The sequence below is a fragment of the Corynebacterium halotolerans YIM 70093 = DSM 44683 genome, from assembly GCF_000341345.1.
Lineage (GTDB): Bacteria > Actinomycetota > Actinomycetes > Mycobacteriales > Mycobacteriaceae > Corynebacterium > Corynebacterium halotolerans.
Window position 1 is genome coordinate 12,773 of record NC_020303.1, and the last position, 13,639, is coordinate 26,411.

The 13,639-nt window shown below is 61.6% G+C and carries 11 protein-coding genes; 6 read left to right on the forward strand and 5 right to left on the reverse strand.

What is annotated here, in order from left to right; translation table 11 throughout:
* Positions 1–20: 20 nt before the first annotated feature.
* Positions 21–623, reverse strand: a complete 603-nt coding sequence (locus tag A605_RS14350; RefSeq protein WP_015402232.1) for a recombinase family protein — start codon at positions 621–623, stop codon at positions 21–23.
* Positions 624–1,062: 439 nt separating this feature from the next.
* Here A605_RS14350 and A605_RS15435 point away from each other — a divergent pair, with 439 nt between their 5' ends.
* Positions 1,063–1,401, forward strand: coding sequence for a hypothetical protein (locus tag A605_RS15435; RefSeq protein WP_149029547.1), 339 nt, complete (start codon positions 1,063–1,065; stop codon positions 1,399–1,401).
* 43 nt (positions 1,402–1,444) lie between these two features.
* On the opposite strand, the gene A605_RS14355 is transcribed toward A605_RS15435, so the two are convergent.
* Positions 1,445–2,026 (reverse strand): recombinase family protein, encoded by a 582-nt coding sequence (locus A605_RS14355; RefSeq protein WP_027004592.1) that lies wholly within the window; start codon positions 2,024–2,026, stop codon positions 1,445–1,447.
* Positions 2,027–2,534: 508 nt separating this feature from the next.
* Here A605_RS14355 and A605_RS14360 point away from each other — a divergent pair.
* From A605_RS14360 to A605_RS14385, 5 genes are all read left to right on the forward strand, one after another.
* Positions 2,535–3,953: a hemolysin family protein gene (locus A605_RS14360; protein ID WP_015402234.1), complete on the forward strand. Its 1,419-nt coding sequence runs from the start codon at positions 2,535–2,537 to the stop codon at positions 3,951–3,953.
* Between the two features lie 3 nt (positions 3,954–3,956).
* The gene (locus A605_RS14365; protein ID WP_015402235.1) at positions 3,957–5,015 is read left to right on the forward strand and encodes a CNNM domain-containing protein; all 1,059 of its coding nucleotides are present in this window, start codon (positions 3,957–3,959) and stop codon (positions 5,013–5,015) included.
* Positions 5,016–5,668: 653 nt separating this feature from the next.
* A complete protein-coding gene (locus tag A605_RS14370; protein ID WP_015402236.1) occupies positions 5,669–6,094 on the forward strand; it encodes a DUF302 domain-containing protein in 426 nt (141 codons plus the stop codon).
* 273 nt (positions 6,095–6,367) lie between these two features.
* Entirely contained in the window at positions 6,368–7,066 is a 699-nt protein-coding gene (locus tag A605_RS14375; protein WP_015402237.1) for a DUF305 domain-containing protein, read from the forward strand.
* Between the two features lie 613 nt (positions 7,067–7,679).
* A protein-coding gene (locus A605_RS14385) for an IS3 family transposase (RefSeq protein WP_149029457.1) occupies positions 7,680–8,884 on the forward strand; the annotation gives its coding sequence in 2 pieces (ribosomal slippage) (positions 7,680–7,974 and positions 7,974–8,884; 1,206 coding nt in all).
* A gap of 1,043 nt (positions 8,885–9,927) precedes the next feature.
* Here the strand turns inward: A605_RS14385 and A605_RS14395 are convergent.
* The 3 genes from A605_RS14395 to A605_RS14405 all read right to left on the reverse strand — a co-directional run bounded on the left by A605_RS14395 (position 9,928) and on the right by A605_RS14405 (position 13,342).
* Positions 9,928–11,079 (reverse strand): heparan-alpha-glucosaminide N-acetyltransferase domain-containing protein, encoded by a 1,152-nt coding sequence (locus A605_RS14395; protein ID WP_244429058.1) that lies wholly within the window; start codon positions 11,077–11,079, stop codon positions 9,928–9,930.
* Between the two features lie 395 nt (positions 11,080–11,474).
* Positions 11,475–12,611: a sensor histidine kinase gene (locus A605_RS14400; protein WP_015402241.1), complete on the reverse strand. Its 1,137-nt coding sequence runs from the start codon at positions 12,609–12,611 to the stop codon at positions 11,475–11,477.
* Complete coding sequence (locus A605_RS14405; RefSeq protein ID WP_015402242.1) at positions 12,608–13,342, reverse strand: response regulator transcription factor; 735 nt, start codon at positions 13,340–13,342, stop codon at positions 12,608–12,610. The genes A605_RS14400 and A605_RS14405 overlap by 4 nt, the downstream gene beginning before the upstream one ends.
* Positions 13,343–13,639 lie beyond the last annotated feature (297 nt).

Below are 13,639 nucleotides of genomic sequence, written 5' to 3' on the forward strand. Positions count from 1 at the left end.
TGGGGCCTGAGACTCAGGGGTCAGGCGTTGCCTTCGGCGGTGTGGGTCTCTACCGGCCGGGGCGGGAGATGTCGGTAGAGGCTGGAGCGGGTGATACCGGTCTTCTCCACGATCTTGCTCATGGAGAAGCCCTCGTTGCGTAGGTGTTCTGCGTAGCGGAGCTTGTCCGGGTCCACGACACTGGGCCGGCCCACCCGCTTTCCCTTAGCTTCGGCCACGGCCCGGGCATGGGCCGCGCGCTCGATGGCGTAGGTGCGCTCCATCTGCCCGAACAGCGAGAGGATCACTACCGATAGTTGGGCCATCGGATCATTCGGGTTGGAGGAATCAACCTTGATCGGATCGGCGAGAGTGCGTACTCCGACCTCACGCCCCTGAAGATCATGGATGAGGTTGAGCGTGTCGCGCACGGTGCGCCCCAGCCGGTCGAGGGTGTGGACGACGATGACATCACCCGCGCGGGCTTGGTCGAGTGCTTGCTGGAGTCCGGGACGGTTGGTGGTGGACCCGGATTTCTTGTCGACGTAGATGTATTTGTCGGCAATACCTTCCTGGCGCAAGGCGTCGATCTGGCGGTCGAGGTCTTGTTTCGCGGTGGAAACCCGAGCGTAACCAATATCCATGACCGGTATCGTACCGGAAGTCTATTCGGCAGCAGGTTTCGCGGGACGGTTGAGTTGAATAGCTTGTGGAACGGTGCGTCCTGGGACTATGCATTTTCATTAGGTTTTCATTAAGGGTGTTCCACTTCCTTGGAAGTGAGACACTCCAATGTGCACCCCGGCTCGGTGCTCGAATTTTTCCGGTACGGCAATTCTTTACCCCTTTCCGTCAAGTGCGGGCCTCGGCCACAATGGAAACGGAGGAGCTATGCCGGGGAAGGTCGGGGCAAGTTTCCGATGCCTCCCTCTCCTTGTTTTCCATACGGGAAATCAATGCGATCAACGGTATGGAAAACAACCGGAACGACAGTAATGATTCCGGCTGTCAGAGTCAGAAGGCGTTGGCACAGATGTCAGAAGTCCGGGCAGAGCACCTCTCTTAATACGTAGTGTCAAAAGTATGGAGACAAACCCGGATAACATCATCGTCAATATTCTCGATGACATGGCAGAAATTGGGGACTGGACCAGCATCGCCGATGCCACTGCAGCCAATGGAAAAAACTCCTTCCATGCCACTCGCGAGGACGTGGTCGCAATTCTCACCGCCATCAAAAACAGTCAGACCATTATTCCTGGAAGGCTCAATGGGGGATTCCAGGATCTTCCAGCAGACTGGGACCCCACCACGGTGATGGGCGAGATTTTCTCCGACCCGAACCCGGCGGGAGCCATGATGGAAGTTCTGTTACGACCGGCGGGAGAATGGCCGAAAAGACAAGACACTAACATCACATGATGGCCACAACATCTTCTCAGAGCCGCGCCGCCACCATGGCCGGTCAAGTGGTCTCCGGGGATTTCTTCTGCCGCGTAGGCAGGGACTTAGTGTCTTTGCGCAGTGCTCGATACACGGTGGTGCGACTGACACCGAGGACCTCGCCGATCTGGGCGACGGTCATATCCTTCTGCTCATAGAGTTGCCGGGCGGTGCGCAGTTTGTCCCCACTGAGTAGTGGCGGTCGGCCACCTACCCGGCCCCTCGCCCGGGCGGCCTCCAACCCGGCGTTGGTGCGCTCCCTAATGAGGTCGCGTTCGAACTCGGCGAGCGAGGCGAAGATGTGGAACACCAGCCGCCCTTCCGAGGAGGAGGTGTCGATGTTTTCCTGCAAAGACCGAAACTCCATCCCACGCTCCTGGAGTCCGGCGAGCTGATCAATCAAATGCCTAATCGAGCGGCCCAACCGATCAAGCCGCCACACCACGAGGGTGTCACCGGGGCGGAGTTGATCAAGCAGCTTGTCGAGTTCGGGACGCGACTGCAACGAGCCGGAGGCGGTGTCGGTGAAGATCCGGTAGTAGCCGGCTGCGGTGAGTGCGTCGTGTTGGAGTCGGGCGTCCTGGTCGCCGGTGGAGACCCGCAGACCCCACTTCGGGGAAGACGAGTCGTGGGACGGGTTTTAAGTATCTGGAAAATTTCCACGAGAAGCGGACAGTTACCAAGACAGTTATTTGGAATATCCCTTTCCTGCGGAAATCGTTTATCCATGAGTTTCGCTCAGGCTGTCTCAGTTCTGAGGAACTGAGGCAGCCTGTGTGCAGGGCCGGGCGGGGACCGTCTAGCTTTCAGTGCGATTGACCAGCGACGGCCTTACCGACACTGACCACCAGCGCCGTCGTGCTGGTGCAGTTGTCTGCTCCACGGGGGCTGAACTTTCCCACCTCCATCAAACCCGGGAAAGTTCAAAGACCGATCATGATGGGCCTTCATGTCAACGGTCTTTTGGGTATGCTAGCCGTATTTCCCGCATGCTGACTTTGCGGTTGGCCTATCCCCGAACCGATGAAAAGGTATTTACTCCGTATGGAGCCCCCTGAGCGATCTATTTGGCCCGCCTACAGTGACCACGACGTGCTGAGGCGGGTGAGATCATGACCGCAGCTGTTCTCACGTTGCTGCTCGGGTTGGCCGTCATCGGTCTGATCATCGTTGCCAACGGCTATTTCGTGGCCCAGGAGTTCGCTTATATGTCGGTGGACCGCACGCAGTTGCGGGCCCGTGCGGATACCGGGGATAAAAAAGCCGTCCGGGCGTTGGCGATCACCAACCGCACCTCCTTCATGCTCTCAGGCGCGCAGCTCGGTATTACTGTCACTGGTCTGTTGGTCGGTTTCGTGGCTGAGCCGCTCGTCGGGGAGTCCCTCGGTGTGCTGCTGGGCGGGGCGGGGGTACCGATGGCTGTGTCGGTCGGTGTAGGCACCGTTCTGGCGCTGGCCATCTCCACCATCGTTCAGATGATTTTCGGTGAGTTGTTCCCGAAGAACTACACGATTGCCGCGCCGATGAAGTCCTCACTCGCGTTGGCCCGATCGACCTCTATCTACCTGACGGCTTTCGGCTGGTTGATCACGTTCTTCGACGTCTCCTCCAATGCTTTTCTGCGGCTGTTGCGCATTGAGCCGGTAGAGGATGTTGATTCCTCTGCCACTGCCGAGGATCTCGAGCACATCGTCAACACCTCACGCAATAGTGGGGCTCTCGACGACAGCACCTTCCTGGTTCTCGATCGGCTGCTGGATTTTCCTGGCCAGGCTGTTGGGCACGCGATGATTCCGCGTTCCCGTGCCGACGTCATCGCCCCGGAGACCACTGTCGGTGAGGCCCGTGAGCTGATGACAACCGCCCACACCCGCTATCCTGTCATCGATGATGAGCATGTTCCGGTCGGTGTCGTCCACCTGATCGACGTGCTCGGTACTGAGCTTCCCGACACTGCCCCAGTCACCGGGCTGATGCGCGAGGCCGTGGTGATCCCTGAACTCATGGTCCTGCCCGACGTGGTGGACGAGCTACAGAAGCGGACGGAAAAGCTCGCCTGTGTCATCGACGAGTACGGCGGTTTCATCGGCATCATCACCCTTGAGGACCTGGCCGAGGAGATCCTCGGGGATGTCACCGACGAACACGACCTATCCCAGTCTGAGGAGATCACGACCGTCCGGCAGGACGAGTGGCTGGTCGACGGCGACACCCCGATCGATGAGGTGGAACGCGCGATCGGCCACGACCTGCCCGAGGGTGATTTCGAGACGATCTCCGGGCTGGTGCTTGCCCATGCCGGTGGGCTCGTAGACATCGGCGAGGTCCACGACATTGAGCTGGACGCCGAGCCCGAGGACTTCGTCGAGGTTGATGAGGCACCGGTGCGTATTCTGCGCATTCGCATTCAGGAGGTCGAGCACAACGTACCGGGCAGCGTGTATTTGAAGCTCATCGAGAACTATCCGTCACAAGGCGGTGGGACTGACTCCGCCCATCCGACAGACCACCACACCGAGGAGGGGCGCTAACCCATGACCGAATGGTATGTCGCCTTTCCCGCGACGATCCTGCTCATTGCCCTGTCCGCCTTCTTTGTCATCATCGAATTCGCGCTGCTGGCCACCCGGCGTAACCGCCTGGAGGAGACTGCGGAGACCTCCGCGGCCTCCCGGGCCGCGCTACGCAGCCTCAACGAGTTGACCCTCATGCTCGCCGGTGCTCAGCTGGGTATTACGGTGTGCACCTTCGCTCTCGGTGCGATCACCAAGCCGTGGGTGCATGATGCGCTGATGCCCGTTTTTGAGGTCGTGGGTATCCCGTTGGCCGCGGCCGATGTCATCGCCTTTATCCTGTCGCTGTTCATCGTCACTTTCCTGCACCTGGTCATCGGTGAGATGGCGCCGAAGTCCTGGGCGATCACCCACCCGGAATCCGCGATCCGCATCATCGCGCTGCCTGCCCGCGGTTTCATCAACCTGTTTCGACCGCTGCTGTCCTGGATTAACCGGATGGCCAACCGCCTGGTTAAGGCCACCGGTGAACAACCGGTGGAACGGGCCGCCGCCCGCGGCTACGACGCCGACACCCTGCGGCTGCTGGTCGAACATTCCCGGCTGACCGGCACTCTCGATGATGTCTCCGCCTCCCAGATCACCGGGGTCATCGAGCTGGAACGCGCCACCGTCGGCGAGGCCATCGACGCCCCCGGAAACGATCCGAGCACCCTGCCATCCACCGCGACGGTGAGAGACGTCCACGCCGCCGCCCGGAAATCCGGGCACCTGCGGGTACTCCTCGACAACTCGTCCTGGGAGGTCCCCCGTGTCGTGCATGTCCGCGACACCCTGCCCGCAGCGAAGGACGCCCCGGCGGCCGACTGGTCGCGTCCGGCGCTCACCCTGACGGAGACAGCCACCGTGCAAGACGCGCTGGAGCAGATGCGTGCGGAAAACGAGCAACTCGCCGTCGTGCTCTCCGTGAACAACGGCCACACCGTCCGCGGCGTGATCACCTGGGACTACATCCTGCGCCAGTTGTGGCCGAGCATTGAAAAAGAGATCGACCGCGTCCAGTCGAAGCGCCGAGACTAGCGTTCTACGCCGTTAATCCACTAATTAATTGGTGGGATTGGGCATATCCTCAGCAGGGGACCCGAAAGTGGAGGTGACGCTCACCGCTGATAACCATCACCGGGTGGTTCGCCGGGGGTCAGGCCCATGGGACCTCAAACTTCGGTAATCGTGGAGTTCATCCGCACCTACCGCCACCGCTTCGGGGTCGAGTCAATCTGCGAGACACTGACTATAAATCGGCCTGACCGCAGCACCCAGGACACTATGAAGCGCGTGGACGAGATCTTGGGTGCTGCTCTCTTTGGCTTCTACATAGGGGGAGAGTTGGTGCTCGTTGACAGTGAGCATCTGTCGCGCCAACTGGTAAGCGTGCTCGTCCCAGCCCTTGCGGACGAGTCGGGCAGTGCCTGGCCTACCCGGAGGAGCCCATGGCGAATAGGGACTGTTGGTACCGGTGTTCTGGGTAGTTGGTGTAGGTGGTACCACCTGGCCGGGACCACCTGGCCGGGACCACCTGGCCGGGACATCGGCACCAACTCAATCTATTCGCCAGTCCATGGACAAAAGGAGATGGAGAAACTTTTCCTCTCCCTGGCCTGATCCACTGGACACTGTCAGACTGGAGGCGTCGAGTCATCGTCAAGTCACCTACCGTTTGAAGGAGTCAGAGCATGTCCTACACCCACACCGCCACCGTGTCCCTGTCGTACGAGGACGCCGTCGCGCGTACCCGGGAAGCACTGGCCGAGCACGGCTTTGGCGTGCTGACCGAGATTGATGTCAAGGCCACCTTCGATAAGAAGCTCGGGGCAGACGCCGCCGAGGCTGTGGGTGACTACGTCATCCTCGGCGCCTGCAATCCCACCCTGGCCAGCAAGGCCCTGGCCGCCGAGCCGGAGCTCGGTGCCCTACTACCGTGCAACGTCGTCGTCCGCCGTGGAGCAGGGGACAACCAGACCACCATCGAGGCGATCGATCCGCAGACCATGGTGACACTTGGCGACAGTGACCAGGTCCGCGAGGTCGCCGACGATGCTGACGCCCGCCTGCAGGCAACCCTGGCGGCCATTATCGGCGGCAACAACATCGACGTCTAAACCGGCCCGCTGATCGTCTGACCCCGCGACACTACTCCCGGATCCCCCGGGAGTAGTGGCAGGCACGAGCGGCTGTCGCGCTTCGCTTGTGCTGGTGGGAGGATCGGAGCCTGTCGGTCCGCTGTCGCGTCCTGAATGGATCCCGGAGTGTGATTGGCCGCTATTCGCCCTTTACTTTCTCGTTGGGGCAGTGTGTACCACATCCTGCCGTACATACTGTCGGCAGATCGTGAAGTTTCGCCTGTTCGACATCTGATTCCGGAGGGAATCGTCATGAAACGCACCATCACATTATCCACCTTTACATTGGTCGCTGCCCTGGCCCTGGCCGCCTGCGGCGGGAGTACTGAGGACGGGACCACCGACACCACGACCACCAATACTGAGACGGTCACCAGCGCCCCGGAGGCCACCACCGGGACGACCACGGATCAGGCCCCGGGGGAGAGCGCCGCCGAGCACAACAACGCGGACGTCATGTTCACCCGCATGATGATCCCCCACCACCAGCAGGCCGTGGAGATGAGTCAGATCCTCCTGGCCAAGGACAACATTCCCAGTGAGGTCGTCGACTTCGCCCAGCGGGTGTTCGACACCCAAACCGCTGAAGTCGACCAGATGAACGCCATGCTCGAGACCTGGGAGCAGCAACCGGGTTCTGACAACATGGGTGGCATGAGCGGCATGGGTTCTGACTCCGGCCACATGGGTTCTGACAACATGGGCAACATGGGCAACATGGGTGGCATGATGGATCAGGAGGGTATGACCGCACTGGAGAACGCGGAAGGCACTGAGGCAGTTCGCCTCTACCTCGAGGACATGATTCCGCATCACGAAGGAGCCATTGACATGGCCCGCACCGAGGTCAACAACGGTCGCAACTCCCAAACCATCGCCCTGGCCGAGCAGATGATCACCACCCAGGAGGCCGAAATCACCGAGATGGAGCAGATGCTCCAAAACCTCTGAGCGACCCCGTGAACCCCAGAAACGATCGCCCTGACCTCGTCACGGGCGATCGTTTCAAAGCTTCGGCCCCACCAAGACCCGTTAAAAACTCTCCGGTTTAGGTTTCTTGGTTCCTGGGAACCTGAGACGCCCCGGTTGTATGCCCCGGTCACTCGTGCATGAGGGAGACGACTTGTCGACTTTCGCTGTCAGGTCTTCCCGGCAGGAACGATGATGTCATTGACCTCTTATCCCTGACGCTCGGATCGAGTGTTAGGAACGCGTAGTTTGAAACGGCATGGTAACCATCGTGAAGCGCGATGGTGAGCTTCGTGGAGCACTGAACAGACGTATTGTTTGGGACGTGCTTCCAGTAGCAGTGTTCTGACGAACCGATCGTCAGAACCGCGCTACTAAAAGCACGTCCCTAACACGTATGCCACACCCTTTCAGGGACTGCACGATAACCCGGTCGTGAGGGTGTTAAGAAAGCGTTTTCGGTAGCGCAGTGGTGATGATCCGGTAGTGCTCGAGTGAACATCCGAAGGCAGTGATTCCGGGGGCGGGGCCGTCCCCTGTTTGGTGGACACGCTGACCCTGGCCCAGAATGGGCCGGAGAATGCGAGAGACCACCATGCCGAAGAACACCTACACCGATGAGTTCAAAGCCGACGCGGTCCGGCTCTACGAGGACACCAAGGGCGCTTCTTTTTCCTCAATCGCCGTGGACCTCGGCATCAGCCGGGCGACGTTGAAGAACTGGGTCTACGCCGCCCGCAGGGCCCGCGGCGTCCAGCCCAGCCGCACCGCCGAGGACCCCACCGACGAGCTGCTGCGCCTGCGCAAAGAAGTCCAGCACCTGCGCTCGGAGACCCAGAAGCTTTCCACCGAGCGCGATATCCTGCGCAAGGCCGCGAAGTATTTCGCGGGAGAGACGACCTGGTGATCCGCTTCCAGTTCGTTGACGACTACGCCACCACCTACTCGGTGAAGCGGTTGTGTCATGTCCTTAATCTGAACCGGTCAAGCTTTTACAAGTGGCGGGACGGCAAGCCTGCCCGCAGGCAGCGCCAGCACGCCGATGAGGTGCTGGTGGCCCAGATGCGGGACTACCACGAGGAGTTCGACGCCACGATCGGAGTGCGCCGCATGACCGCCGAAATCAACGACACCGCGCCCACGCCGGTCAACCACAAACGCATCGAACGTCTCATGTGCCAGCACCAGATCGTCGGGGTGAGCCTGCGCAAGAAGAAGCGCACCACCATCCCGGACCAGGACGCGAGGGTCTTCGACGACCTCGTCGGCCGAGACTTCACCGCCGAGGACTGCAACCAGCTCTATATCGGCGACATCACCTACTTGCCCTGCGGGAAAGGAGAATTCATGTACCTGGCCACGGTCATCGACGTCTGTTCCAGGCGTCTGGTCGGCTACTCGCTTGCGGACCACATGCGTACCAGTCTCGTCCAGGACGCGATTGAGGACGCGGCACGCACGAGAGGCTCCCTGGACGGGGCAATATTTCACTCGGACCACGGCAGCGTCTATACCTCCTCAGCGTTCCAGACCACGTGCCGGAGGCTGGGGATCCGCCAGTCGATGGGCCGGATCGGATCGAGTGCGGATAACGCGATGGCTGAGTCGTTCAACGCCTCGCTGAAGCGGGAGACGCTGCAAGGTTCTGGTGGTTGGGCGTCGCCGGTTCAGTGTCGACGGGAGGTGTTCCGGTGGATCACGAGGTACAACACACGTCGTCGGCACTCCGGGATCAGTTACTTATCGCCGAGAGCTTTCGAACACCGCGCCACGGCTGTTACCGTGGCACCCGCTGCTTGATCAATCCTGCGTGTCCACTCAAAGGGGGACACCCCCGGCACCCAACAGAAGCTTTCAGCCAGCTCTATGCCTTAGCCTGTAGCGTGTCGAGGAGAATAAAACCTCTCATACGAAAACCGAAAGCCGAGTTCGCTATGACAGTGCGCAAGTGGGCGTGGATCTCTGTCTGGGTATCTCTGATAGTGGGGGCGGTCCTCGCGGTTGCCGGGTTGAACGGCTTCTATGTCACAATGCGGTGGCTGCAGCTGGAAAACGCAGAGGTGACTGGCCCGCTCCACCGCATTGAAACAGCATGGGGATATATGTGGCCAGCGGTCTGGTTCCTGGGCTATGGCGCGGTCCTGGGAATTGGGATGAAGCTGCTGCCGAGGATGGCCTGAGGGTGCCTACCGGAGAGGAAGCTGTCACGCCCTTGCGTCGTAAAAGCCAGGATCTGAAATAGCTGCGGCTGCTACCGCATCCCCACCGGCCTACTGGGTCATCACTACCGCGCTTTCAGATAGCCGTTCTATACATGGGGGAACTCGGAGGGATCTCAACCGTGGCCGGGCCCGTCGTCGCTGAGTCCCTTCTCAACCGTCTTACGGGCGGGGTGGAAAACACCAACCGGGACTGGTCGAGCACGAGGCTCGCACCGATCTGGGTCAGGTAGTTAACCCAGCGAACGAGGATCGGGGGGAGCAACGCTTCAAGATGCTCACTCCGGTGCTTCACTTTCATCACCACGTTGCTTCAAAATGCACGTTCGGAACATCGAGGGCATCCTTCGCTTCCCGGCTCCCACTGAGGGGACGAGAGGGGCATAACGCCACAACAGGGCACGTAACGGTTGCTGTTGGCTGTGCGCTGCGCCCGTCGTTTTCCGGGCGGTTATCAGCGTTCCCAGTGCTCGGCAGGGAGTTTTCGAGGCTCCGGCCAGAATAATCCTGGACCTCACAGGGCGTGACGGTGCAGGCCGGTAGTAAGAGTCAGGGGTGGGGTGCCAGCTTTCAGCTGCAATTTTCCCACCCGGGGTCGTTGCGCACCTGAGCTCATCACGATGCTTATCCCTGTGCTGTGGCGGGAGTAGGTGTGCGCATCACCAGTGTGCGAGCCCCCTTCGCACTCGTGCTCACGATCCGCTCGAGGGGACCTTGCCCGAAGGCTTTGCGCCAGGCCAGGGCGAAGATCGCGGCGGCCAGGAGGTGGAGGATAAACCACAGAGCGGGCAGATCGTAGTGGACCTGCAGGGCGAGCACCAGTAGGTGAACGGTGTAGAGGGTGAAGGTCATCGACCCCATCGCTGCCAGCGGAGCCAATACCAGCTCGGCCTTGCGGGGAATGAGCAGGCAGGCTCCCAGTACCGCCAGGCCCACGCCCAGGCTGAACATGATGGCCAGGGGGGTGTTCGTGTGCGGGGTACTAATCGCCAACCACCAGACGGTGTCGTTGGGCAGGACTTCCGGTCCCCACACCAGGACCTCCCACAGGGTGTGCTCGTCCATCCCGGGACTAGCCAGCAACCGGTCGTAACCACCGGCGCCATAAAGCAGCAGGGCGGAGGTGAGTTTGGCGCCCGCCGCCAGTGTCACACCGGCCGCCAGCAGCCGCGGGGCAGCGTCTCCTGAGTGCAGGTCGAGTCGCCCCACGGCCAGCCCGATGAGCATGTAGGTCATATACGGCAGGGCCGGGTAGACACCGGTCACGAGCAGCTGGGAAAGGAGACCAACCGGCTCGGTGACTACGTCGGTGAACGTGGGATTATAGGAGGCCATCTCCGGCAACAGGTCCTGGAACTGCTGCATCAGTACCGGGGAGAGCACGGCGAAACCGGTCGCCCACAGACACAGTGCCTTCACACTCAGGTGCAGGAAGGGGATGGACAGCAGGAAGAACACCGCGTAGTAGAGCAGGATCCCGTAGGCCGGCGGGTTCTCCACCGGCATCACGGTAGCCACCGCCAACCCGGCCAGCCCGACCAAGACTGCGCGGACGGCCAATGCAAGGCGGCCGGCGGTCATCCGCCGTCCCCGGTGCGCAGTGTTTCCCCCGGTGCCCAGGCCCAGGCCTACGCCAGCGAGCAGGGCGAACAGGGCGGCGGAATGTCCGGAAAACAGGATCCAGGACACGCTCGCCTCGCCGGTCGTCTCATTCCAGGACGGCAGGATATGGATGGCCACCAGGCCAATGAGTGCAATACCCCGGGCAACGTCCACGCCTATCAGCCGACGGGATGCTATGCGGGATGGTTCCCCGACCGTCAGGTCGGATGCTTCGTTTACTGTCGCTGTCATATTCCTACTCTTCGCTGTCGAGGGCCAGTCCCCACAGTCGGCGAGGGGATCGGGGCAGTTCAGTGAGAAAATGCGGACCTGGGTTGAGTCGCATCCTTAGGATTACAACGACAACTTGCGACCAGGTTGAGCAATTCTCAAGATTTCCTCAAGAAACGAAAAGGCCTGTCTCAGGCAAGGGCGGAGCCCGGGACCGGCAGCCGGGTGCTACCGCAGCACATACCGCACCTGGCAGGGGATCCCCCAGACACAGGCGCTCTGCCCCCTCCCGCCCCGCCTCCTGGCGTGGCCGGGAGAGCACCGGGGCCACTCGGTGGTCAGTGGGATAGGGTGGCGCGGGGGAGATGGATGCGAAAGCTTGCCCCGTGGCCGGGGCCGGGGCTAGACGCCTCCAAACGTCCACCGTGGGCTTCGACGATGGCTTTGCTGATCGCCAGACCTAACCCAGAGCTTCCGCCCGAGGTTTCGCGCCCCGGATAGGCGCGGTAGAAGCGTTCGAAGACATGGGGCAGGTGCTCGGGGGCGATGCCTTCACCATTGTCGGTGACGGTGATGGTGACCGCCTGGGGGGTGTGGTCGGTATGTACGGCAATAGTGCCCCCCTCCGGGGTGTGGCGTAGGGCGTTTTCGAGCAGATTAGACAGGACCTGCCCCATCCGGTCCGGATCCATCCGCACCAGGGCCGGCTGCGGACCCGAGCTGGTGGTAGTGATCGTGATGTGGTGGTCGGCGGCGACCTGTTCGACCGCGTCCACCGCTTCCGCGGCCAGCTGGGAAGGTTCCTGGTGTACCAGCTTCAGGCGTGTGATTGCCTCCTCCGCCTGGTTGAGGGAGCGCATATCCTGGGCAAGTCGCTCCAGGCGGAGGACCTGGGCGTGGAGGATGTCTTTGGTTCGTTCATTGAAGGCAACCACCCCATCATCGATGCCTTCCAAATATCCCCGGAGACTGGCCAGCGGGGTGCGCATCTCGTGCGCCAGATCGGCCAGCATCTGGTCTCGGGTGGTGTCCACGGCGTTGAGTTGGACGGCCATGTCGTTGAAGGAGTCGGCCAGGGAATCGAAGTCGGGTCCCAGCCCGGCGGAGGTGACCCGGATTTCGTAGTTGCCGGAGGCCACCTGTTTGGCGGCGGCGCTGAATGTGCTCACGGGGTGGCCGATCGTGCGGTAGAGGTAGACGCTGACTGCTCCGGCGATACCCAGGGCCGGGATCACGGCGATGCCCAGGGCGGTGAAGATGACCGAGCGCAGGGCATCCTCAAGGTGGATGAGTCCATAGGCTTCGTAGGCGTGCCCGGCAGACACCAGCTCGCGATGAAACATCGACGGCCCGATCGCCACGGCGGTGGCAATGACAATGATCAGGCCGACCGCCAGCACCGCGAGCTGGCCCAGCAGCAGGCGGACGGTCAGCGAACTCCACCACGGGGTGGTGGCAGCTGGTGCGGAGCTCATCGTCCATCTCCCATCCGGTAGCCGATCCCTCGGACGGTGTGAATAAACCGGGGGTGTGCGACGTCTTCGCCCAGCTTTTTGCGCACCCGCGCGATGTGCACATCGACGAGATGGTCGTCGCCCTGCCAGGCCATGTCCCACACCATCTCAATAAGCTGTCGGCGGCTGAGCACTAGCTGCGGGCGGGCGGCCAGCACCGCCAGCAGGTCGAACTCGATCCGGGTGAGCACCACTGGCTGGCCGGCCAGCTGTACCTGACGGGAGGACTCGTTGACCACCAAGTCGCCGATGGTGTGCACCGTGGCTGTCGTCATGGAGTCGGCTGCTGGGTCTGTGCCCATCGCAGCAGTGTGGCCGCGGGCCCGGCGGAGCATCGCTTGGACGCGGGCAACGAGCTCGCGGGGGCTAAACGGTTTGGTCATATAGTCATCCGCCCCCACCGACAGGCCCACGATCTTGTCCACCTCATCGTCTCGGGCGGTGAGCATGAGAACGTGACAATCGGAGAAGGCACGCACCTGTCGGCACACCTCAATTCCGTCCATTCCCGGCAGTCCCAGGTCCAGCACCACCACATTCGGGGCAAACTGGCGCACTGCGTTCACGGCCTCCATTCCATCGTGGCTGACTTGTACCTGTAGCCCGGCCTGGGATAGATAGCCCTCGATCAGCTCTGTGAGGTCAACGTGGTCATCGACCACCAAGACCCGGCCGACGAGAGATGTAGACATCAAAGCCTCCTGCGCTGTGGACAATACTGCCGGTTCGAGATCAAATCCGGCCAGGTGAGATCGCCCCCGAGATCGAGAGCTGCTCGACAACGAGCTCTGGGGAAATTCTGACACTGTCTCACCCCATTAACCGGCGAATGACTGATGCGGGAGTGTTTCTCACCGGTTCGGTTCTGGGCGGGGGTGGCCCCTCCCTTCCGCCCTGACTTCGCTCGGCAGCACCGCTGATGCGGCCGAGGAGGCGCTGAGCGCCTAACGGCACGCTCCCACGGCCAGCCCTACCGGTTTTCCTCCAGG

Coding starts and splice junctions, on each gene's coding strand:
- A605_RS14350 (WP_015402232.1), bottom strand. CDS start 623: ATGGATATTGGTTACGCTCGGGTTTCCACCGCGAAACAAGACCTCGAC.
- A605_RS15435 (WP_149029547.1), top strand. CDS start 1,063: ATGGAGACAAACCCGGATAACATCATCGTCAATATTCTCGATGACATG.
- A605_RS14360 (WP_015402234.1), top strand. CDS start 2,535: ATGACCGCAGCTGTTCTCACGTTGCTGCTCGGGTTGGCCGTCATCGGT.
- A605_RS14365 (WP_015402235.1), top strand. CDS start 3,957: ATGACCGAATGGTATGTCGCCTTTCCCGCGACGATCCTGCTCATTGCC.
- A605_RS14370 (WP_015402236.1), top strand. CDS start 5,669: ATGTCCTACACCCACACCGCCACCGTGTCCCTGTCGTACGAGGACGCC.
- A605_RS14375 (WP_015402237.1), top strand. CDS start 6,368: ATGAAACGCACCATCACATTATCCACCTTTACATTGGTCGCTGCCCTG.
- A605_RS14400 (WP_015402241.1), bottom strand. CDS start 12,611: ATGAGCTCCGCACCAGCTGCCACCACCCCGTGGTGGAGTTCGCTGACC.
- A605_RS14405 (WP_015402242.1), bottom strand. CDS start 13,342: ATGTCTACATCTCTCGTCGGCCGGGTCTTGGTGGTCGATGACCACGTT.